18 protein-coding genes are annotated in these 21,974 nt (G+C 33.3%); 11 read left to right on the plus strand and 7 right to left on the minus strand.

Features of this window, described 5'->3' with window-relative positions; translation table 11 throughout:
- Window positions 1-203: 203 nt before the first annotated feature.
- Together LNP19_RS08530 and LNP19_RS08535 are read right to left on the minus strand one after the other, a co-directional pair.
- Window positions 204-1,457, minus strand: a complete 1,254-nt coding sequence (locus tag LNP19_RS08530) for a glycosyltransferase family 4 protein (RefSeq protein ID WP_230061507.1) — start codon at window positions 1,455-1,457, stop codon at window positions 204-206.
- Window positions 1,454-2,452, minus strand: a complete 999-nt coding sequence (locus LNP19_RS08535; RefSeq protein ID WP_230061508.1) for a WaaS/CpsH family glycosyltransferase — start codon at window positions 2,450-2,452, stop codon at window positions 1,454-1,456. Before LNP19_RS08535 ends, LNP19_RS08530 begins: the two co-directional genes overlap by 4 nt.
- Window positions 2,453-2,573: 121 nt before the next feature.
- Here LNP19_RS08535 and LNP19_RS08540 point away from each other — a divergent pair, with 121 nt between their 5' ends.
- Together LNP19_RS08540 and LNP19_RS08545 are read left to right on the plus strand one after the other, a co-directional pair.
- Window positions 2,574-3,338, plus strand: coding sequence for a glycosyltransferase family 2 protein (locus tag LNP19_RS08540; RefSeq protein ID WP_230061509.1), 765 nt, complete (start codon window positions 2,574-2,576; stop codon window positions 3,336-3,338).
- Between the two features lie 110 nt (window positions 3,339-3,448).
- Entirely contained in the window at window positions 3,449-4,207 is a 759-nt protein-coding gene (locus tag LNP19_RS08545) for a glycosyltransferase family 2 protein (RefSeq protein WP_230061510.1), read from the plus strand.
- Here LNP19_RS08545 and LNP19_RS08550 read toward each other — a convergent pair.
- Genes LNP19_RS08550 through LNP19_RS08560 form a run of 3 tightly spaced genes read right to left on the minus strand, consistent with a single transcriptional unit; the run spans window position 4,202 to window position 8,087 of the window.
- Entirely contained in the window at window positions 4,202-5,323 is a 1,122-nt protein-coding gene (locus tag LNP19_RS08550; protein ID WP_230061511.1) for a glycosyltransferase family 4 protein, read from the minus strand. The genes LNP19_RS08545 and LNP19_RS08550 overlap by 6 nt on opposite strands.
- Window positions 5,324-5,343: 20 nt before the next feature.
- Complete coding sequence (locus LNP19_RS08555) at window positions 5,344-6,159, minus strand: 2,3,4,5-tetrahydropyridine-2,6-dicarboxylate N-succinyltransferase (protein ID WP_230061512.1); 816 nt, start codon at window positions 6,157-6,159, stop codon at window positions 5,344-5,346.
- Between the two features lie 20 nt (window positions 6,160-6,179).
- Window positions 6,180-8,087: an acyltransferase family protein gene (locus LNP19_RS08560; RefSeq protein WP_230061513.1), complete on the minus strand. Its 1,908-nt coding sequence runs from the start codon at window positions 8,085-8,087 to the stop codon at window positions 6,180-6,182.
- Window positions 8,088-8,255: 168 nt separating this feature from the next.
- Between LNP19_RS08560 and ruvX the strand changes: the two genes are divergently transcribed.
- Together ruvX and LNP19_RS08570 are read left to right on the plus strand one after the other, a co-directional pair.
- Window positions 8,256-8,672 carry a Holliday junction resolvase RuvX gene (gene ruvX, locus LNP19_RS08565; RefSeq protein ID WP_230061514.1) on the plus strand — a complete coding sequence of 139 codons (417 nt, stop codon included), beginning with the start codon at window positions 8,256-8,258 and terminating at the stop codon, window positions 8,670-8,672.
- A 120-nt stretch (window positions 8,673-8,792) separates the two neighbouring features.
- A complete protein-coding gene (locus LNP19_RS08570) occupies window positions 8,793-10,289 on the plus strand; it encodes a malate:quinone oxidoreductase (RefSeq protein WP_230061515.1) in 1,497 nt (498 codons plus the stop codon).
- A 50-nt stretch (window positions 10,290-10,339) separates the two neighbouring features.
- Here LNP19_RS08570 and LNP19_RS08575 read toward each other — a convergent pair whose 3' ends face one another.
- Window positions 10,340-12,553, minus strand: a complete 2,214-nt coding sequence (locus tag LNP19_RS08575) for an FUSC family protein (RefSeq protein ID WP_230061516.1) — start codon at window positions 12,551-12,553, stop codon at window positions 10,340-10,342.
- 201 nt (window positions 12,554-12,754) lie between these two features.
- Between LNP19_RS08575 and def the strand changes: the two genes are divergently transcribed.
- From def to LNP19_RS08595, 4 genes are all read left to right on the plus strand, one after another.
- Window positions 12,755-13,342 (plus strand): peptide deformylase, encoded by a 588-nt coding sequence (def, locus tag LNP19_RS08580; RefSeq protein WP_230061517.1) that lies wholly within the window; start codon window positions 12,755-12,757, stop codon window positions 13,340-13,342.
- A gap of 88 nt (window positions 13,343-13,430) precedes the next feature.
- Entirely contained in the window at window positions 13,431-13,916 is a 486-nt protein-coding gene (locus LNP19_RS08585) for a DUF5606 family protein (RefSeq protein WP_230061518.1), read from the plus strand.
- 82 nt (window positions 13,917-13,998) lie between these two features.
- Window positions 13,999-14,772: a nucleoside triphosphate pyrophosphohydrolase gene (gene mazG / locus LNP19_RS08590; RefSeq protein ID WP_230061519.1), complete on the plus strand. Its 774-nt coding sequence runs from the start codon at window positions 13,999-14,001 to the stop codon at window positions 14,770-14,772.
- 77 nt (window positions 14,773-14,849) lie between these two features.
- Entirely contained in the window at window positions 14,850-16,298 is a 1,449-nt protein-coding gene (locus tag LNP19_RS08595; RefSeq protein ID WP_230061520.1) for an APC family permease, read from the plus strand.
- 1 nt (window position 16,299) lies between these two features.
- On the opposite strand, the gene LNP19_RS08600 is transcribed toward LNP19_RS08595, so the two are convergent.
- On the minus strand, window positions 16,300-16,980 hold the full coding sequence (locus tag LNP19_RS08600) for a Crp/Fnr family transcriptional regulator (RefSeq protein ID WP_230061521.1): 681 nt from the start codon (window positions 16,978-16,980) through the stop codon (window positions 16,300-16,302).
- 111 nt (window positions 16,981-17,091) lie between these two features.
- Between LNP19_RS08600 and LNP19_RS08605 the strand changes: the two genes are divergently transcribed.
- The 3 genes from LNP19_RS08605 (at window position 17,092) to ccoN (ending at window position 21,966) form a co-directional block, all read left to right on the plus strand.
- Window positions 17,092-19,479: a heavy metal translocating P-type ATPase gene (locus tag LNP19_RS08605; RefSeq protein WP_230061522.1), complete on the plus strand. Its 2,388-nt coding sequence runs from the start codon at window positions 17,092-17,094 to the stop codon at window positions 19,477-19,479.
- A gap of 109 nt (window positions 19,480-19,588) precedes the next feature.
- Window positions 19,589-19,780: a cbb3-type cytochrome oxidase assembly protein CcoS gene (gene ccoS, locus LNP19_RS08610; RefSeq protein ID WP_230061523.1), complete on the plus strand. Its 192-nt coding sequence runs from the start codon at window positions 19,589-19,591 to the stop codon at window positions 19,778-19,780.
- 2 nt (window positions 19,781-19,782) lie between these two features.
- Complete coding sequence (gene ccoN / locus LNP19_RS08615) at window positions 19,783-21,966, plus strand: cytochrome-c oxidase, cbb3-type subunit I (RefSeq protein WP_230061524.1); 2,184 nt, start codon at window positions 19,783-19,785, stop codon at window positions 21,964-21,966.
- The last annotated feature ends 8 nt before the right edge of the window (window positions 21,967-21,974 follow it).

Here is a 21,974-nt window from a genome sequence, read left to right on the forward strand (position 1 = left end):
TTTTAATTAGATTTCAATAAAAATAGATAAGAAGAGGGGGATTTATTTGAAATTTTTCTCACTTTTTTATATTGATGATTTTTTCTCGATTTAGAAAATTGTAACTAAACCAAAGCATATCAAGTGACTGTTCTTTTTAAGTCTTGCATAGTTCTTCCAGACTGTTATAGTGTACTTTTTAATAAATTTGTAAGTTAAAGATGTTATGTGTTGTAAATGAATTTTTTTTGTAAAGTAATAAGTAAATCACGGTCATTGTTCATGTTTTGTTTTTTGTGATTTGCAATAACAACTTCATAATAATCTAACGTTTCATTTATCATTTTTTCGATACTAAAATTATCAATAATCGTTTTTCGAGCTTTAGTTCCTATTTCTAATGCTTTGTTTGGGTGGGTGAAATTAAATTTTATTTTTTCAACAAAGTCTTTTTCAGTCTGGGCAATATATCCATTGCAGTCATTTTCGACAACTTCTTTATACGCGTCTAAATCAGAACAGATAATTGTTTTGGATAGTGACATAGCTTCTAATAGGGCTAAACTGAAATTTTCTCCTTTCGATGGAAAAATAACAGTATTTGCTTTTGATAAAATTTCTATTACTTTTTCAGTTTGTTGTATCCCATAAAAATGGACTTTGTTTGTTATATTGTTGTCGCTAATTATTTTAAGAATTTCATTTTTATAAGCAGTTTTTTTTCCTAAAAAATGGAGACTTGTTTCTGGGTTTGATTTATTAATTTCTAAAAAAGAACGAATAGCAACATCTGCACCTTTTTCTACAGAAGTATTTCCAAAGTAAAAAATTGATTTGGGTATTATATCACTTTTTGCATCATTCTTAAAAAGCGATGTGTCAATGCCATTGTAAATTAGTTTGAATTTTGTTATTCCAAATAATTCATAGTTTACTTTTTCGGAAAACTTCGAAATGGAAATGATGTTTTTAGCTTTTTTAAATGCTTCTTTTTCACAATGAAGGCGACCTTTTTCAACTTTGTAACCAAAATATTTCCCTAATACAGAATAGGAACCATGGCATCTTATGACGTAAGGGATGTTATCGTTTAGGTATAATGAAACGCCTTCGAAATCATGAGTCTCAATAATATCAATCGATAAGTTATTTTTATTGATGTATTGATGTAATTTTTTTGCAATTTCTTTTTTTTCTAGCTCATGAATGTAAAAATGTACTTTTTCTAAAAAACGAATTTTTCCAGAAATAGATCGTGCTAAATTAATAAAGTGGTTTCTTTTAAATAAATTTTTCTCAAATTTTACCTTTACACCCTGATCTTCAAATTCAATTTTGGTTTTTGAAATACCAAATAAGTATACGTTGTGGCCTCTTTTTACAAGCTCTTTTGCTAAAGTCGCATTGAATGTCCCTGTGCCGCCACAAGTGGGTAACATTTCGTGTTTGTATTCTCTAGTTAGTATAAGGATATTCATTCTTTATTTTTTAGTTCAAAAACAGTATCAACCCAGCTATCTAATGTATATTTATTGTAAATGGTTTCGGGTATCGGCTGATACGGAGTTGAAAAAAAGGCTTTTTCAAAATTTATATTCTTTTCGTTTATAACAAGAATGTTGTTTGGATTGTAAAAATCATAATTAACAATCGTTTCATTGTTTGTAATTAGCTTTTTTTGATGGGCCATTGCTTCAAATACTCTAAAGCTCAGCCCAGTTTGATTGTTTCTAATGAGGTCAAAAATTACATTAGTTTTTACATAGTATTTTTCTATATTCTCTTGCTTTATTCTTTTTTTTTGGAACTTTAAAAGAGAAGATTTTTTAGAGAATAGAAAAAGAGATTGTAATTTCTTAAATATTCCTTTTTTTCCAACAACAATAAAAAGATAAGAAACATCAATTTCGTCAAGTTTCTTTTTTATTTGGTATAAAAAAGCCAATCGATTGTCATAAGAAGCTAAATAAAAAGCTTGGTATTTTGTTTTTTCAGTTAAGGAAAACTCTTTTTTTGGAGTATAGATGTAATTTGAAGTTTTAATAAAATTATATTTGTCAACATCATCACTATCAAAGGAGTAAATAGAATCAAATACACCATTTAGCAAATGCTCAACAGGACATCTGGCAACACTGTCATAGAGATAAGCTATGTATTTTGAGGTGTATTTCTTGATTTCTAAATGACATTCTTTAGAAATAAGTTCTGGATTTATGACTAATATCTGATCTTGTTTGCCAATATGTAGTAAGGTATCAAGAAGATATTGTTGCCTCTTAATAGTTTTATTGTTTTTATTTAAAAAAACTTTTGAAAAAGCGTTTTTTGCTTGTTCCCAAAAATTACGATGTTTAAAAGCACCAATATTTATATGTAAGGATTTTATTCCTTTTTTTTGTAAAGTTTTAACAATATGATTGTCATAGTTCCAGTGATCAAAACTGATTACACATATTTTTTGTTTAGACATTGTGTACTTTGTTTTACGAAATACAAATGTAATTTTATTTATTCAAATCCAAAAGTATAGTCTACATTAATATGTTTCCTTTGGGAATAATAATCTTACCTTTGTGAAAATTAATTTTAAAATGAATCAGAAAATTTCAGTTTTTATAATTGCCTATAATGAGGAAAATATTATTGATAAATGTCTAGATAGATTATCTTGGGCAGATGAAATTATTGTGGTTGATTCAGGGAGTACTGATTCGACTGTTGTTATTTGCAAACAATTTGGAGCAAAGGTTATTTACAATAAGTTTGAAAATTTTGGTAAGCAAAAACAGTTTGCTTTATTACAAACGAGCAATAGATGGGTTTTGTCGCTTGACGCTGATGAAGTTTTATCAGATGACTTGATAGATGAAATCAAAAAAACGGTTTTTACAGAACAATTTTCTGGATATAAAATACCTAGAACTCATGTTTTTTTAGATAAAATTTTTAAATATGGCAGTGAAAATAAAAAGCCAATTCTGAGACTTTTTGACAAAGAGAAAGGTTCTTTTGAAGAGAATAAAGTACATGAGAAAATAGTTGTTGACGGCGAAATAGGGAGTTTAAAAAATGAAATGCTCCACTATACTGTTTTTGAAATTTCCATTGCAGTTCGTAAAATGGTTAATTATGCTATATTAAGTGGTGAATTTCTATATGACAGCGGGAAAACGACAGGTTTGTTAAAACCTATAATTAAATTTCCATACGATTTTTTTCGTGTGTATTTGATTCAATTTAATTTTTTAAATGGTTATCAAGGTTTTGTTTGGAGTGTTTTTTGTGCTTTTGGAAGTTTTTTGAAGTATGCGAAATTATTAGAGCTTCAAAAGATGTCCATAATCAAACCTGAATAATGAAAGTGTTTTTTTTTTTGTGTGATTTGGCTTAATTCAATCTTTTGTTTTCAGTTTTGTATTATTTATATTGTTATATATTTGCGTGTTATAATTTGAAAAGTTTTATTATGGGGATTAGTGGTTTGGTTATAACATTTAATGAAGAAAAAATGATTGGAGCATGCATAGATGCTCTTTTGAAAGTTTGTGATGAGGTTATAATCGTAGATTCATTCAGTACCGATGGGACTGTTCAAATAGCTAAGGACAAAGGAGCTTTGGTTGTTCAGCAGAGTTTCTTAGGAGATGGTCCGCAACGAACATTTGGTTTGCCATATTGTAAGAATGATTGGATTCTAAATCTTGATGCGGACGAGTTTTTAGATCAAGATTCCATTGATTTTGTTGTAGCAAAAAAATATCTAAATACTGAACATGACGCATTTAGTTTTAGAGTTAAAAATTTTCTTCAAGATAAAATAATTGATTTTGCAGGATGGTATCCTGATCATAAAATTCGCTTTTTTAATAAAATCTCAGCGCATCCATCAAATGATAAGGTGCATCAAAAAATTATAGCCAGCAATCCTAAAAAACTTAAAACTCATATACTTCATTATGGGAGTCATTCTTTTTTTCAAATTATTGCCAAAAAAAATCAATACGCAGATTGGAATGCGCAACAATTATTTGATCAAGGAAAAAAAGTAAGTTCGTTTAAGCCAGTTTTAAATGGTTTAATATCTTTTATTAGATGTTATTTTTTTAAAAAAGGTATTTTTAATGGAATAGATGGACTAACTATTTCTTTGACTCAAGGATATTTTTCTTATGTAAAATATGCTAATCTTATACAGTTGCATAAGATAAATAAGAAGATACTATAATCTTATAAGATTATTGTAGTTAGTGATTAGTTGTTTTACTACAAATTCATCATTGAATTTTTGCACAAATTCAAAACCTTTGCGAGCGATTTCTGTTCTTAATTCAGTATTTTTTAATAAATGGTTGATTGCTTCTTCCATTTGACTTACGCTTGTGGGATCAATATAAATAGAATCAGGTCCCCCAGCTTCAGGGAAAACACCGCTATGGGTTGTTATGACGGGAGTTTTTGAATATAAGGCTTCAATGATAGGGATTCCAAAACCTTCGTATAAGGATGGGTATACAAATACTTTGGCGAGTCTGTATAAAATGGCTAGCTCATTAATACTCAATCCTTTTAGGAATACAACCTTGTGTTCTAGATTATTTTCTTTGATGTAATTTTTAACTTCGACAGTATAAGGGGTTTCACCGCCAACGATAACTAAAGTGCTATCTGTTTTTTTTATTGCTTTTACCGCTAAGAGAATGTTTTTTCGGGTCTCGATTGTACCTACGTTTAGAATAAAATTTTCAGGTAAATTGAATTTTTTGCTAACTTCTTTTTGTTCTTTTTCAGAATAATCTTCTTTAAAAGCCGCATGACACCCTTGATAGATTACTTTTATTTTCGAAGGGTCAATTTTCAAGAATTCAATAATGTCATTTTTTGTTTGCTCGCTAATTGCAATCACTAAATCAGCTTGTTGAGCTGCTTTTTTAAATTTATAAAAATGTATTTTTCGATCAAAAAAAGAATATAAATGCGGATATCTAACAAATATTAAATCGTGAATGGTGACTATACTTTTGATGTTTTTAGATCTTAAACCTGAAGGGAGTTCACCAGAAAGACCATGATAAATTTTCACGCTGTCTTTAGTTAGATCATTTACCACTCCTTTTTGTCTCCATAAATTATAAAATTTGGAGTAAAAAGAGGTAGATGGTTTTTTTTCGAAAACGTTTTTGCTATTAGCTGTAAATAAAACCTCTTTTGAATCTTTGGGATTGTATAAATAGTAATTGTTTTCTGGAAAATATTGGCTCAGAAGCCGAATCAAATCACGACTGTAATTACCCAGTCCTGTTTTATTGTGAAAAACTCTTTTTGCTTCAAAGCCAATATTCATCTTGTCTATTCTATTTAGTATTAAACTGCTACGTCGTATTCTCTTAACGCATTGTTCAATGATGTTTTTAAATCAGTAGATGGTTTACGAGTACCAATGATTAATGCGCAAGGTACTTGGAATTCACCGGCAGCGAATTTTTTAGTATAGCTTCCAGGGATTACTACTGAACGAGCAGGAACGTATCCTTTCATTTCTACAGGCTCATCACCAGTTACATCGATAATTTTAGTTGAAGCAGTCAAACATACATTAGCTCCAAGAACGGCTTCTTTACCCACATGAACACCTTCAACAACAATACAACGAGAACCTATAAAAGCACCATCTTCAATGATTACCGGAGCTGCTTGTAAGGGTTCGAGAACTCCGCCAATACCAACACCACCACTCAAGTGAACGTTTTTGCCAATTTGAGCACAGCTTCCTACCGTTGCCCAAGTGTCTACCATAGTTCCTTCATCTACATAAGCACCAATGTTTACATAACTTGGCATCAAAATAACGCCACTAGAAATATATGCTCCGTAACGAGCTACAGCGTTAGGTACTACGCGTATTCCTTTTTCGGCATAATTTCTTTTCAGTAGCATTTTATCATGATATTCAAAAATGCCAGATTCCCAAGTTTCCATTTTTTGAATAGGGAAATACATCACTACGGCTTTCTTTACCCATTCGTTTACTTGCCATCCTTCACCAACTGGTTCTGCAACGCGAAGTTTTCCTGAGTCCAGTAATTCGATGACTTCTCTAATGGCAGTAGTGGTTGTTTCTTCTTGTAGTAAGGCTCTGTTTTCCCAGGCTTGCTCTATAATTGTTTGTAGATTGTTCATTTAATTATTTAGTTTTAAATTTATTTTTTTAAAGGATTGTTGTATTTTTTTAAATAGGTTTCTCCTAATAATCTTGCTCCACTAGTATTGAGATGGTCTGGGTTTCTATATACTATTGTATTGCTTATTTCGATTTCGCAATTTCCATTTTCGCACATCACATCATTGAGATTGATTATGATTATAGAAGGATATTTTCTTTTTATTTCATCTATAATATAATTGTTTGGTCTTTTGTATTCAGGGAACGAGAAATTCCTTTCGGAAAAATAAACAGGGATTTTTGCTTTGATTAATTTAGCCCTGTGTAAATTCATTTCGGTTGTCGTTCTTAAAGCTTCAAAAATAATTATTTTTTTTCCAGTTTTCACTAACTCGCCCAAAGTCTTTATTGTCGAACGATAAGTAGCTTCGTTTTTTGAATCAGAAAGACTTTCCCAGTTGGCTGCGATATAAATATTTTTAAACTTTTTGGCATAATTTAAACGATCTATAGCATATTGTTCTGGAAAATTTGCCGAACCATCTCTATTCAATCCATTCATAAGTGGGTATCCACCAGCTGCGCTATCATGAATATATAATTTAGCGTCTTTTGCTAAAACATCTAAAAAAGCCGCGGTATGATTTGCAAAGGAATCTCCTATTAACATACCATCAAGGGTGTCTTTTTTGATTCCTAAAAAACATTCCTCGCAATTTCCAATTTTAAATTTATCAAAACATTGTTTTCTTACCTTATTGGGGTAATTTGTCTTTGGAGTGAATTCACTTAATTGCGGGAATCGCTCAGGAAATCCATCTTTTGAGTCTAAGATGACGTAGGTCAAAGCAATAACGGCTAATGAGGGTAAGAAAATATACAGAAGGGTTTTTCTTAAATTATATTTGTATTTTTTTCTAAAGGGCTGTTCTATAAAGCGCCAGGAGAAATAGGAAAGAACAAAAAGCAAAATTAAAGAAAAAATCCTGACAAATCCATCCAGATTCATGCCTAAATATTTGATAAATACAAATATTGGCCAATGCCATAAATACATAGAGTAAGAGATTAGTCCAATTAAGACCAAGCCCTTGTTTAATAGTACTTTATTGATAATTCCTTTATTCTCGTCCTCTTTTCCTGTAAAAATAATCAAAGCAGTTCCGATACAAGGTAAGATTGCGTTAAAGCCAGGAAATATGCTTGACTTGTTTAGCAGTACTGCAGGAACTAAAATGATAACTATTCCGAGTATAGATAAGATGTTGTTTGTTTTTGTACTAACTACTGGTAATTTTCTCCAAAACATTGCTAAACAAGCTCCAATGGTAAGTTCAAATATTCTAGCCGGTAATAAAAAATAGGCAAAATTTGGATTTGTATTTGTTAAGTAAACGGAAAGGATGATTCCTGAGATTAAAAAAAGAACTATAAAAATAAGCCTCTTTTGCAAACTTAATTTTCGATGTAGAAATAGTAAAAGGAAAGGCCATAAAAAATAAAACTGTTCTTCAACGGATAATGACCAAGTATGTAGAAAAGGCTTTAAATCTGAGTTACCTGCAAAATAATCTCCATTGTTTATCCATAAATGAATGTTGTTTGTAGATAGAATGGTGTGTATGAGTGTTCTGGCATAAGATTCTAAGTCATCTGAAAATAAAATGAAGTAAGCCGGAATTGTTACAACAAGCATTATGAAAACCAACACGGGTATAATACGTCTAATTCGTCTTAAATAAAACTCTCCAAAGGAAAAAGAATTGTGCTGCATTTCTTTATCAATTCCAAGAGTAATTAAAAAACCTGAAAGAACAAAAAAAACATCAACTCCTATATATCCTCCAGTAATAAAGGGAAAGTCGGCGTGGTATAAAACCACTAGTAAAACTGCTATTGCTCGCATTCCGTCAATATCTGGACGATATGAAAAGTTTGATTTCATGAAAAATATTTTCGGCAAATATAATCTGATTTTTTTTGAAAACTAATTTGTTTCCCATTACTATTCTATTTGTTGATTCCGTTTTAGTATTGGTTTGTTTTTTTTAAAAGAAGCACAGCGTTCATTTAGAATGCTTCTTTCTATCTTTGTAAAAAAATCAAGGAATACATGCCTAGAATTCTATCAATAGATTACGGACAAAAACGCACCGGAATAGCCGTTACTGACGAAATGCAAATTATCGCCTCTGGATTGACAACCATTCCCAGCGCAAGCGCTATTGCTTTTTTAAAAGATTATTTTGCTAAAGAAAAAGTCGAAGCGGTTTTAATTGGAGAGCCCAAACAGATGAACGGAGAACCTTCTGAAAGTGCTTCCATTATAAAAGGTTTTGTGACTCATTTTACGAATCATTTTCCAGATATGAAAGTGATTCGGGTTGATGAGCGTTTTACTTCAAAAATGGCTTTTCAAACGATGATCGATAGCGGACTTAATAAAAAACAGCGTCAAAATAAAGCGCTTATCGATGAGATTTCGGCCACAATAATGCTACAAGATTATTTGAACCGAAAACAGTTTTAGACTTTGATATTTAATCAAGTAAAACAGCTTAAACGTTTTCGTGATTTCTAACTTTTTAGAGACCTTTTTATGTTTTTTTTTGCAATTTTATGAAGTACCTTTGCACTTTAAATTATTGCTATGCCTGATACAACAACAACCCAAACAAATACTGATGTAGTTCTTATTGGAGCCGGAATAATGAGCGCTACTCTTGGCTTAATTCTGAAAGAATTGCAACCGGATATAAAAATTCAAATTTTCGAAAGATTAGATATCGCAGCTGCTGAGAGTTCTGATGCCTGGAATAATGCCGGTACGGGACATTCTGCTTTTTGTGAATTGAATTATACTCCTGAGAAAGAAGATGGTAGCATAGATCCGAAAAAAGCAATCAGTATTGCTGAATCTTTTGAAGTTTCCCGTCAATTTTGGGCTTATTTAGTGGAACAGAAAAAGGTTCCTTCTCCTGAAAATTTTATTAAAAGGGTTCCTCATTTGAGTTTTGTTTGGGGAGATAAAAATGTGGCTTATCTTAAGAAAAGATTTGAAACTTTACAGCAAAATAATCTTTTCAAGGAGATGGTGTTTACTACTGATTACTCCCAAATGAAAGAATGGATGCCTCTGGTTATGGAAGGCAGAAAAGAATCGGATAGTTTTGCAGCAACGACAATGCCTATTGGTACTGATGTTAATTTTGGTGAATTGACCAGAAGTATTTTTAATTATTTGGGTACACTGGATGGTGTTAGTCTTCATTTTAATCATGAAGTTAAGAAATTAAAAAAGCAGGATGATAAATCTTGGAGAATAAAAATTACTGATTTAGCTTCAGGTGAAAAGAAAAAAATAAATACCAAGTTCGTTTTTATTGGAGCAGGAGGAGGTTCGTTACCTTTATTGGAGAAAGCAGATGTTCCTGAAGGAAAAGGATATGGAGGTTTCCCGGTAAGCGGACAATGGTTAAAATGTATCAATCCGGAAGTAATTGCAAAACACAAAGCGAAGGTTTATGGTAAGGCAAGTGTAGGAGCTCCGCCAATGTCAGTTCCTCATATCGATTCAAGAATGATTAACGGAGAAAAACAACTTTTGTTTGGGCCTTTTGCTGGTTTTTCTACCCGTTTTTTGAAAAATGGCTCTTATTCTGATTTGCCTTTATCGATTAAAACAGATAACATTATTCCGATGATTGCTGCCGGAATAAAAAATATTCCTTTGACAAAATATTTGATAGAACAAGTGAGACAATCGCCAAAAGATCGAATCAATGCACTACGAGAATACGTTCCTTCTGCCAGATCTAAAGACTGGGTTATAGAAAGAGCGGGACAAAGGGTTCAGGTGATTAAGAAAGATGAAAAAGAAGGTGGTGTATTAGAGTTTGGTACTGAGGTGATCACCACAGCCGATGGCTCTCTGGCAGTATTGCTGGGTGCTTCTCCAGGTGCTTCTACTGCTGTTTCGATAATGGTGGATTTGGTAGGAAGATGTTTTAAAGAAAAACTGGATACGCCAGAATGGCAAGAGAAAATAAAAGAGATGATTCCTTCTTATGGTCAAACATTAAATGATAAGCCGGAACTCTTGGACGAAATTAGAAATAAGACCGCTTCGGTTTTAAAGCTAAAATAAAGATTAAGTTTCTACAGAAAATCCCAACATTGTGTTGGGATTTTTTTTGTTTAAGATTTCAATAGAAGCGGGGTTGTTTTCAGGATATTTTCGGATAAATTAGTGAGCCAAATGAGTTGTTCAATGACCATTTGGGCTTCCTGCATTTTCGTTTGATACATTTCGTCGTTCATGCTATTGGATTTTTTTAGCTCTTCTGAACGGATATTTTTCAACTCTGTAAATCGTTTGCTTAATTCTTCGCTGACTGTTTGTTCCGCTAATTCTGTTCCGTCTTCTTTTAGAAGAATAATAGCGCTCTCTAGGTTTTCTATCACTTTATCAAAAACCATATTGAAGGCTTCCGAAGCTTCGGTGGTTTTATGAGATTGGATGTAAGTGCCTAATGAAGCTGCGGATGATAATAAGGAATGATTGAGAACCGTCAGTTTGTACACTTGTGGTAATTTATTCTGTTTTGACTTTGGTTCTTGAACCATTCTTTGAAAAGAAGCCATCAGGTTGCCAATTTCAATAAAGGCGTGTTTTCTAGCGAGACGGTATGAGGTGGATACGTCTCCCTTTTTATTGTAGAAAATAGAAATTTGTTTTAAATAGTTTTTATTGGCTTCAATTGATTTTTTTAAATGTTGCGGAATGTTTAAAAATTCCCAAGAAGGCCATAGAAAATGGTTTGCCAGAAAAGACAAAGTAGCTCCAACTAAGGTGTCTATAATTCGATATTGAATAACGTCTTGAATATTGGGCGTTAGAATGCCATATATAAAGATGACATATAAAGTCACAAAAGTAGTTCCAACTTTATAATTGGTAGGGGTAAATGAAAAACCTAAAAGCATAGAGATCACCGCAAGACAACCAATTATGGTAGTGTTGTGGATTATGGTTAAGATTCCAAAGGCAATTAGTATCCCTAGAAAGGTTCCAAAAATCCTTTCATAAGTTCGCTGTTTTGTCAGGCCGTATCCTTGACGTAAGATTACCACAATGGTGAGTACGATCCAATAGGAGTTTTGAAATGGAAGCATTTGCCCAATGAGCAATCCTGCCAAAAGAGTAATTGTTAATCGGATGGAATGCCTGAAAACGGTCGAGGAAAAACTAAGGTTTTCGATTAGAGTGCTTAAAGGATAATATTGTGGACTTATAAATTTTTCTAAATCTTTGTCTTTTCCTTTAAAGTCTTGTAAATTGATAGTTGATGTAAAAGCACGCTCCAGAATTTTGATTTTTTCTACTTGTTTCTCTGCATAGTGCAGCATCGTTGTTAGCATCAAAACCCCTTCGGAAGCTTCCGTTTTTCCTAAATCATTTTCGTAATGACTTATAGCAAGTTCTAGTTTTTGCAGGTCATTGATCAGGTTGTGTTTTGGAATGTACTGACTTCTTTCTTCTATGCTTTTTGATATTTTTTTAAGAGTTGAAGCCAGATTGTATGCCAAGTTTTGATAGGTTTTTAACACTTTTGGATGATCATCAAATTTTTGATGTAATTTATTGTGATCAAATGAGGTCGATATCGCTAATTCTAATATTTCAACAAGGGAAATAAAAACAATAAGCATCTTTCTGTTTTGATTGGAAGATCCCGAATTTGTTCGGTTTCTTATGAGAATCTCTCTTATGTTTTCATGAATGGTATTTAGCTCTACTTGTAGTTCCAGTTGTTTTTTGGTAATGTTTTTTCTGTTAGAGTTTAGTTCCCATAGATCGCCTCTAAGTTTTAAATATTTAGAGGTTAGTTGGATGGATTCGGCTATTTGTAATTCAATATAACGGTTAGGTCTGATGTAGAAAAAGATAAGAGAAACCAATAAATAAAATAATCCTCCCGCGAGTATAAGTCCTGAATATTCTAGCATTTCCCAGCCGGTATGTAAGTGTGCAAAAGCCAGTGAGATGGAGAGTAAGGCCGAAAAGGAAACCATGTTTGCTCTTTGACCATAAACAGAAATCATCGATAATATAAAAATCAGCACTGTTAACAGTGGATAAAAAAACCAAGGATAAGGATGAATAAGATTGATTATTAAATTGACTCCAGAAACAATAAATACGGTAACGAGTATTCCATTGACTTTATGTTTCAGATTGCTGGGAATATCACTCGGGTAAGTAAAAAAAGCACCAAGAGCTAAGGTGAAGCCAATGTCGAAATAACCTAAATAAGAAAATACCAATACCGGAATAACTGCTGAGATCGTTATTTTTAAGGCATTGGTAAAATAGGTACTGTCTGTAAATTTCTGGATAGTAGAAACCATAATTCGTGTGTTACTTACAAAGGTATGAATTGTACGATTTATCTATAGTGAAAATAGCTCCGATTTATAATTAAATTATAAAAAAGGACTATTTATCAATTTGGGATTAACCATTGTCTAAATTTTTACTATTTTTGCCAATCCAAATTTTAGAGGTTTGAAACCCTTGATTTGTGGTGGATAATACTTAATATAACAACAATGATTTTACCAATTATAGGATATGGTGATCCGGTTTTGAGAAAAGTAGGTGAGGAATTAGCATCTGATACTCCAAACCTAAAAGAAACGATTGCCAATATGTACGAAACAATGTATAATGCTTGTGGTGTAGGCCTTGCGGCTCCCCAAGTTGGAATGGCGATTCGTTTATTTGTAATCGACACGACTCCTTTTAGCGAAGATGAGGATCTGGAAGATGCTGAAGTAAAAGAGTTAAAAGGATTTAAACGTACTTTTATTAATGCTAAAATCGTAAAAGAGGAAGGCGAAGAATGGGTTTTTAACGAAGGCTGTTTGAGTATTCCGGATGTTCGTGAAGACGTATCCCGAAAAGAACGCATTACTGTAGAATACTGTGAAGAAGATTTCGTGATGAAAACAGAAGTTTTTGACGGATTAATCGCTAGAGTGATTCAGCATGAATACGACCATATTGAAGGGATTTTGTTTACAGATAAAATATCATCTCTCAAAAAACGATTGATTCAAAAGAAGTTGAAAAATATTATGGAGGGAAAAACATTCCAAGAATATCGCATGAAATTCTTTGGTAAAAAAGGAAGGTAATTTATTCTTATCTGTTTGCCTTGGTATAGTTTTTGATTTTTAACAAAAAAATAATACGAATTGATTTCTTAATAATAATTAAAAAAAAATGAATTTAGAAAAAATATTATCCATTTCGGGAAAACCAGGTTTATACATATTAAAAGTACAAACACGTACTGGATTTGTAGCAGAATCACTAGCTGATGGAAAGAAAATTACAGTAAATTTAAAAAGTAATGTAAGTTTATTGTCTGAAATTTCTATTTATACTTATGAAGGCGAAAAACCATTAGCAGAAATTATGAAAAGTATTGCTGCCAAAGAAAACAATGGCCCTGCAATTTCTCATAAAGAAGATAATGCAACGCTAGCAGCTTATTTTAAAGAAATTTTACCTAATTATGATGAAGAAAGAGTCTATCCTTCAGACATCAAGAAAATTTTAAATTGGTACAATACCATCCAAGCTAAAGGATTAGTTGTTGATGAAGCTCCAGAAGCAACTGAAACGGTTGAAGCAACAACAGAAACAACAGAAACAACAGAAGTTGTGGCTGAGAAACCAAAAAAAGCTAAAAAAGTTAAGGAATAGTTTTTCCTTTTTTAATAAATAAATCCTGCATTCTATATTATTGGACTGCAGGATTTCTTATTTTTACACAAAACCAAATGCAATGAACGCAAGACAAACTCAGCTTAAGGCTTTCGAGAGATTACTAGATATTATGGATGATTTGCGCGAAAAATGTCCTTGGGATAAAAAGCAAACCATGCAAACATTGCGTCATTTGACTATTGAAGAAACCTATGAATTAGGTGACGCTATCCTAGATAATGATTTGAATGAAGTTAAAAAAGAGTTGGGTGATTTGTTATTGCACATTGTTTTCTATGCTAAGATAGGGAGCGAAACAAATGATTTTGATATTGCCGACGTTTGCAACGAAATTTGTGATAAATTGATTCACCGTCACCCTCATATTTACAGTGATACGGTTGTGAAAGATGAAGAAGAAGTGAAACAAAACTGGGAAAAACTAAAGCTTAAGGAAGGAAAAAAATCGGTTCTTGAAGGAGTGCCAAGGAGTTTACCGGCATTAGTAAAGGCGAGCAGGATTCAGGATAAGGTGAAAGGTGTTGGCTTTGACTGGGAAGAATCGCATCAGGTTTGGGATAAGGTTCAGGAAGAATTGCAAGAACTGCAAGATGAGGTGCAAGCCGGTGATCAAGATGCGATTGAAGCTGAGTTTGGCGATGTCCTTTTCTCGATGATTAATTATGCAAGATTTTTGAATGTAAATCCAGAAGATGCTTTGGAACGAACCAATAAAAAATTTATAAAACGCTTTCAGTATTTAGAAAGTAAAGCTGGGGAATTAGGCAAACCTTTAATGGATATGACTTTGGCAGAAATGGATGTTTTTTGGGAAGAAGCTAAGAAAATTTAGTATTCAGTATTTAATGAATCGTTTTTGCGTGATTAGAAGTCGAGAACCCAACCTATTATTGAAATTAAATAAATATAATGCCAGAAGATAAAACCGAGTTAAAGCGTTCTTTAGGTTTAATAGATGCTACCAGTTTAGTTGCCGGTTCCATGATAGGATCCGGGATATTTATTGTAACATCAGCTATGGCCAGAGATATTGGATCTGCAGCCTGGTTGTTAATTATATGGTTAGTTACAGGTGTTATAACCGTTGCGGCGGCATTGAGTTATGGTGAATTGGCAGGAATGATGCCTAATGCAGGCGGACAATTTGTTTATATCCAACGTGCCTACGGACGGTTAGTTTCTTTCCTTTACGGCTGGACTGTTTTTACTGTAATTCAAACGGGAGTTATTGCTGCTATTGCTGTTACTTTTGCTAATTATGCCGCTATTTTCTTTCCAGTTTTAGATCAAACGCTTTTTACAATAGGTACTGGTTTTGTTTTTTCGTATCAAAAGGTTTTAGCCATTTTTAGTATTGTACTCCTAACGTATATCAATACTAAAGGGGTTGAAAGTGGAAAAACGGTTCAACTGGTTCTAACTTCGGCTAAATTAATAGCGCTATTTGCTTTGATTGTTTTAGGTCTGTATGTCGGTTTACAAACGAATGTTTTGGCAGATAATTTCACAAACATGTGGGAAGCAAGTAAAACGGTTGTGCATCCTGATGGTTCAATTACGGTTACTAAATTAGCCGGAATGGCACTTTTAGGTGCTGCAGGAGCTACAATAATTAATTCATTGTTTTCTAGTGATGCTTGGAATAATGTTACTTTTATTGCTGGAGAAATCAAAGAGCCCAAAAAGAATATTCCTCGTAGTTTGTTTCTAGGAACGCTGATTGTTACCGTAGTTTATGTTTTGGCAAATCTGGCTTATTTAGCTTTGTTACCCATGCATGGAACACCAAATGCGGTTGATATTGCTAGTAACGGAATCATGTTTGCTAGTAATGATAGAGTAGGAGCAGCGGCAGCAAGTATGATTATGGGTAATGTTAGTGTTTTTGTAATGGCTGGGTTAATTATGGTTTCGACCTTTGGGTGCAACAGCGGATTGATTCTATCGGGGGGAAGATTGTTTTTTGCAATGGCAAAAGACGGCTTGTTTTTTAGACAAGCAACGGAGTTGAATAGTAATCAAGTGCCTGCGAAAGCTTTATGTGTACAATGCATTTGGGCTTGCGTGCTTTGTATTTCGGGGAAATTTGGGGATTTATTGACCTATGCTACTTTTGCGTCCTTATTGTTTTATATTTTGACGATTTTGGGTGTTTTTATTCTTAGAAAAAAAGAGCCCAATGCTGATAGACCCTATAAAGCATTTGGTTACCCGTTTGTACCAGCACTATATATTGTGGTCACCTCGGCAATTTGTATGACTTTATTGATTTATGATACGTTCAATACGGGATTGGGATTGAGTATTGTGGCTTTAGGGATTCCGGTTTATTATTTTGTAATGAACAAGAAAGATTAAGTTATTCGGCTAGTTTTTTTAGTTTGTTAATCTCTTTAAGGGTGATTTTTTTACCCGTTAATTCAATTAACCCTAACTTGTTGAAATCAGACAATAAACGGATACAGCTTTCGGTAGCTGTACCTATCATTCCGGCTAATTCTTCTCTTGATAATTGAATATGTAAAGAACCGTCTTCATTTTTGCCAAAATTCTCTCCCAGATAAATTAAAGTTTGGGCTAAGCGCTCTTTTACTGTTTTTTGAGCCATAGAGACCATATGATCATCAGATTCTTTTAAATCTCCACAAATGTTTTTCATTACACTCATTGAGAATTGGTTGTTCTTGTCGAAAAACCCCATTATTTCTGTCTTTGGAATAAAACAAACTTCCATATCTTCAAGAGCAATAGCGCTCAAATTAGCGGGTTCGTCGCTTATCATTGAACGTTGACCTAGCAATTCACCTGATTTAACTAACTTGACAATATGGTCTTTTCCATTTGCACTCAATTTAGATAATTTGCAAACCCCCTCCTTAATGCAATAAATTCCATTGATGCTTTCGCCTTCGCCAAAAATAGCATCTCCTTTTTTAATCGTATAGGAAGTTTTACAGTTGGCTACTTTCAGGAGTTCTTCTTTATTTAGAGCTTTCAGTGAGCTGAATTCTCTAACAATACATTGTTCGCACTTACTCATTATCACAGATATAATTTACTCCAAAATTAATAAAAAAATACATGATAAATGTCATTTTTTAAGATCTTTAAATGAGTAACCTTTGTGCAAGGTATAATGAGCAAAATAATTATGGATACACAGAACTGTTTCCATTGTGGATTAGATATTGTAAAGCAGGAAGAAATTGTTTTTGATGCGAAGAAATTTTGTTGCAACGGCTGTAAAACCGTATACGAAATTTTTAGTTTGAATGATTTGGTCTGCTATTATGATTTTGAAAAATCTCCAGGGGCAACACCACAAGAAATTAAAGGGAAGTACGATTTTTTGGACAACGAGACTATTGTTTCCAAATTGTTGGAATTTCAAGAGGATACAACAGCAATTGTGTCACTTAGTATTCCGCATATTCATTGCAGTTCCTGCATTTGGATATTGGAAAATTTACAGCGTTTGCAGAACGGTATCAGTACTTCTCAGGTGAATTTTCCTGAAAAGAAAGTTCGTATTACGTATAATTCTGAAACAGTTTCTCTAAAGGAAATTGTTTATTTGCTAAGTTCTATTGGCTATGAGCCGTACATCAGCTTAGAGAATTACGAAACGGGAAAAACGAATATCGACCGAAGTTTGACTTATAAATTGGGAGTTGCTTTCTTTTGTTTTGGAAATATCATGTTGTTGTCATTTCCGGAATATTTTGAAGTCAAAGAGTTTTGGTTAGATAATTACAAACCCTTTTTTCGCTGGTTAATTTTTGCATTGGCCTTGCCTTCTTTCATCTATTCGGGAAGTGGATATTACGTTTCTGCTTATAAAAGTATGAAGTCAGGAATGCTGAATATTGATATCCCAATTGCTTTGGGAATTATAATCATGTTTATACGAAGTACGGTAGATATTGTATTTGACTATGGTTCCGGATTTTTTGACAGTTTAACAGGCTTGATTTTTTTCATGTTATTGGGAAAAATGTTCCAAATTAAAACCTATAGTTTTTTGAGTTTTGAAAGAGATTTTAAATCCTATTTTCCTATCGCAATTACTCGAATTAACAGCGATACTTCGGAAGAAAGTATTCCTGTGTACGATGTTGAAAAAGGAAACAGATTGCTTATCCGGAACCAAGAGTTGATTCCTGTTGATGGTATTTTAATCAGCGAAAAAGCATCAGTTGATTATAGTTTTGTAACGGGTGAAGCAATTCCAATTACAAAGAAATCAGGGGACAAAATATTTGCTGGAGGAAAGTTAATCGGGAAAGTGATTGAAATGGAAGTGTTGCATTCGGTTTCACAGAGTTATCTTACGCAGTTATGGAGTAATGATGTTTTTCAGAAAAAAGTAGAACAAAAACACAAAAGTATCACGGATACCATAAGCCGCTATTTTACCCCTATTTTATTATTGATTGCCTTTGTTTCTTTTGGATATTGGATTTTTATCGATACCAATACCGCTTTTAATGTCTTTACGGCAATATTAATAGTGGCTTGTCCTTGTGCTTTGGCGTTGACTGCTCCTTTTACGATGGGAAATGTATTGAGAATTTTGGGGAAACAGAAATTTTATCTAAAAAATGCTTTGGTTATCGAGCAGCTTGCCAAGGTAGATACAATAGTTTTTGATAAAACAGGAACGATTACCACTAATAAAAAATCGAATATTTCTTATGAAGGTAAAACGCTTACAGATGAAAATGTAATATTAGTTAAAAATTTACTCCGAGCCTCTAATCATCCTTTGAGTAGAATGTTGTATGACTTTTTACTAGAAGGCAGAAAAGCGCAAACCGCAGATTTTAAGGAAATTACAGGGCAAGGAATTCAGGCTTTAATAGATGGGAATGAGGTCAAAGTTGGTTCGGCTTTTTTTGTTGGAAAAAAAGAAGGGAATACCATTTTACAAACCGCTGTTCATATTCAAATAGGAGAAGTTTACTATGGAAAATATGTTTTTAATAATCAATATAGGGAAGGTTTAGAAGTTCTTTTCAAAAGTTTAAAGGAGAATTATCAAATCAAGGTTCTCTCTGGAGATAATGAAGGCGAACGGGCTTCTTTAGAAAAACTTTTGCCTGAAGGAACCGAATTGATTTTTGATCAAAAACCGGAGCAGAAACTGGAATTTATCAAGAAATTACAGGAAGAAGGCAAAAATGTAATGATGGTAGGTGACGGACTGAATGATGCCGGAGCCTTGGCTCAAAGTAATGTTGGGATCTCAATTTCTGAAAATGTCAATGTTTTTTCACCGGCTTGCGATGCCATTTTGGAAGCTAACGAATTTCAAAAATTGAATTATTTTTTAAAGTTGTCCAAAAAGGCCATAACAACCATTAAAATGAGTTTTGTCCTGTCGCTACTTTATAATGTTGTAGGCTTGTCATTTGCTATTACGGGGAATTTAAAACCATTGGTAGCGGCTATTATTATGCCTTTAAGTACCATTACTATTGTCAGCTTTGTGACGGTTATGAGTAATTATTATGCGAGAAAAAATAAGAATTGCAATTAAATTATGATTATTATTAATTTTCTCGTTAATTTAGTTTAAAAGTATAAGTATGACAATTGTCATATTTTTTAAAAAACAAGCAGATTAACTTTGTAAAACAAAATTAGGTATGAGTGTCATTTATTTATTAATCTCCATCAGCATATTTGTAGCTGTCGCATTTTTTATTGCTTTTATAACAGCTGTTAAAAGTGGTCAATATGACGATGATTATACACCATCGGTCAGAATGCTTTTTGACGACGAAATCAAGATCACATCTAAAAAAGAAAAACAAACAACAGAAGAAAAACAAAATTAATTATGGAAATGCAGCAGTTTTATTATGACAACAAAATTGTAAAAAAGTTTATTTACGCTACCATTGTTTTTGGGGTAGTGGGCATGGTCGTTGGACTTTTATTGGCCACACTTTTTTTATTCCCCAATCTTACCGATGGAATCTCTTGGTTGAGTTTTGGTAGATTAAGACCATTGCATACGAATGCGGTAATTTTTGCCTTTGTAGGAAATGCAATGTTTGCAGGTATTTATTATTCATTGCAACGATTGCTCAAAGCCAGGATGTTTAGTGATTTTCTAAGTAATCTTAACTTTTGGGGATGGCAATTAATAATTGTTGCTGCGGCAATTTCGCTTCCCATGGGATACAGTTCGTCAAAAGAGTATGCTGAATTAGAATGGCCTATAGATATTGCTATTGCTTTAATCTGGGTTGTTTTTGGTATCAATATGATAGGAACGATTTTAAAAAGAAGAGAACGTCATTTATACGTTGCCATTTGGTTTTACTTGGCCACTTTTGTAACGGTAGCTGTATTGCATATTTTCAATAGTTTGGCTATACCTGTTTCTGGGATGAAAAGTTATTCTGTTTATGCAGGGGTTCAGGATGCCTTGGTACAATGGTGGTATGGACATAATGCAGTGGCATTTTTCTTGACGACTCCGTTTTTAGGATTAATGTATTATTTTATTCCAAAAGCGGCTAATCGTCCGGTATATTCTTACCGTTTATCCATTGTTCACTTCTGGTCATTAATATTTTTATATATCTGGGCAGGTCCTCACCATTTGTTGTATTCTGCTTTGCCAAACTGGGCTCAGAATTTAGGTGTTGTTTTCTCAGTGATGTTGATTGCTCCGTCTTGGGGAGGTATGATTAATGGTTTGTTGACTTTGCGTGGTGCTTGGGATAAAGTTCGTGTTGATCCAGTATTGAAGTTTTTTGTGGTAGCAATTACTGGTTATGGTATGGCTACATTTGAAGGACCGATGTTGTCTTTGAAAAACGTAAACGCAATAGCGCACTTTACGGATTGGATTATTGCTCACGTTCACGTAGGTGCGTTAGCTTGGAATGGATTTATGGCTTTTGGTATGATTTATTGGTTGGTTCCAAGAATGTCTAAAGGACCTTTGTTCTCTATTAAATTGGCAAATTTTCACTTCTGGATTGGAACTTTAGGAATTATACTTTATACGCTTCCAATGTATGTTGCCGGATTTTTACAGGCTTCTATGTGGAAACAATTTAATCCTGACGGAACATTAACTTATGGTAATTTCTTGGAAACGGTAACGCAAATTATGCCAATGTACTGGATGCGTGCCATTGGAGGAACTTTATATATTATCGGGATGTTTGTATTAGTGTATAATATCACTAAAACAATCAGAGCCAATGCTACAATTGAAGACGAACTGGCTGAAGCTCCTGAATTACAAAAAATTAGCAGTGGACGAATTAAAGGAGAAAAGTTTCATCCTTGGTTAGAAAGAAAACCAATTCAATTAACCATTCTGGCTACTGTGGCTATCTTGATTGGAGGAATTATTCAAATTGTTCCTACAATCATGGTAAAATCGAACATTCCTACTATCGCGAGCGTGAAACCCTATTCTCCTTTAGAATTAGAAGGTCGTGATTTATACATCCGAGAAGGTTGTGTGGGTTGCCACTCTCAAATGGTACGTCCATTTAGAAGTGAAGTAGAACGTTACGGACCACAATCAAAAGCGGGTGAGTTTGTTTACGATCATCCATTCCTTTGGGGATCAAAACGTACTGGACCGGATTTATTGAGAGTGGGTGGGAAGTATAATGACAACTGGCATTTTAATCATATGTGGAATCCACAAAGTACTTCTTCAGGATCTATTATGCCAGGTTACAAATGGTTGTTTGATAATAGCGCTTTAGATATTTCGGATATTGAGGCTAAGATGAAAGTGATGAAAACTCTTGGTGTGCCTTATACTGAGGCTGAAATCGCTAATGCTAAAACAGCAATTAAACAGCAATCTCAAAAGATTGAAGAAAATCTTCATGCAGACCCTGATTTTGTGAAAAGTTATGAAGACAGCAAGAAGAAAGCGCAAGCAAAAGGTGAAAAATTTGTGCCAATGCATGAAAGAGAAATTGTTGCATTAATCGCTTACATACAACGTTTAGGGACTGATATCAAAGTAAAAGACAACAAGTAAAAAATAAA

Origin of the sequence: Flavobacterium acetivorans (genome assembly GCF_020911885.1) — a bacterium.
In the GTDB taxonomy this organism is placed as follows: domain Bacteria; phylum Bacteroidota; class Bacteroidia; order Flavobacteriales; family Flavobacteriaceae; genus Flavobacterium; species Flavobacterium acetivorans.

Coding starts and splice junctions, on each gene's coding strand:
- LNP19_RS08530 (WP_230061507.1), bottom strand. CDS start 1,457: ATGAATATCCTTATACTAACTAGAGAATACAAACACGAAATGTTACCC.
- LNP19_RS08535 (WP_230061508.1), bottom strand. CDS start 2,452: ATGTCTAAACAAAAAATATGTGTAATCAGTTTTGATCACTGGAACTAT.
- LNP19_RS08540 (WP_230061509.1), top strand. CDS start 2,574: ATGAATCAGAAAATTTCAGTTTTTATAATTGCCTATAATGAGGAAAAT.
- LNP19_RS08545 (WP_230061510.1), top strand. CDS start 3,449: ATGGGGATTAGTGGTTTGGTTATAACATTTAATGAAGAAAAAATGATT.
- LNP19_RS08550 (WP_230061511.1), bottom strand. CDS start 5,323: ATGAATATTGGCTTTGAAGCAAAAAGAGTTTTTCACAATAAAACAGGA.
- LNP19_RS08555 (WP_230061512.1), bottom strand. CDS start 6,159: ATGAACAATCTACAAACAATTATAGAGCAAGCCTGGGAAAACAGAGCC.
- LNP19_RS08560 (WP_230061513.1), bottom strand. CDS start 8,087: ATGAAATCAAACTTTTCATATCGTCCAGATATTGACGGAATGCGAGCA.
- ruvX (WP_230061514.1), top strand. CDS start 8,256: ATGCCTAGAATTCTATCAATAGATTACGGACAAAAACGCACCGGAATA.
- LNP19_RS08570 (WP_230061515.1), top strand. CDS start 8,793: ATGCCTGATACAACAACAACCCAAACAAATACTGATGTAGTTCTTATT.
- LNP19_RS08575 (WP_230061516.1), bottom strand. CDS start 12,553: ATGGTTTCTACTATCCAGAAATTTACAGACAGTACCTATTTTACCAAT.
- def (WP_230061517.1), top strand. CDS start 12,755: ATGATTTTACCAATTATAGGATATGGTGATCCGGTTTTGAGAAAAGTA.
- LNP19_RS08585 (WP_230061518.1), top strand. CDS start 13,431: ATGAATTTAGAAAAAATATTATCCATTTCGGGAAAACCAGGTTTATAC.
- mazG (WP_230061519.1), top strand. CDS start 13,999: ATGAACGCAAGACAAACTCAGCTTAAGGCTTTCGAGAGATTACTAGAT.
- LNP19_RS08595 (WP_230061520.1), top strand. CDS start 14,850: ATGCCAGAAGATAAAACCGAGTTAAAGCGTTCTTTAGGTTTAATAGAT.
- LNP19_RS08600 (WP_230061521.1), bottom strand. CDS start 16,980: ATGAGTAAGTGCGAACAATGTATTGTTAGAGAATTCAGCTCACTGAAA.
- LNP19_RS08605 (WP_230061522.1), top strand. CDS start 17,092: ATGGATACACAGAACTGTTTCCATTGTGGATTAGATATTGTAAAGCAG.
- ccoS (WP_230061523.1), top strand. CDS start 19,589: ATGAGTGTCATTTATTTATTAATCTCCATCAGCATATTTGTAGCTGTC.
- ccoN (WP_230061524.1), top strand. CDS start 19,783: ATGGAAATGCAGCAGTTTTATTATGACAACAAAATTGTAAAAAAGTTT.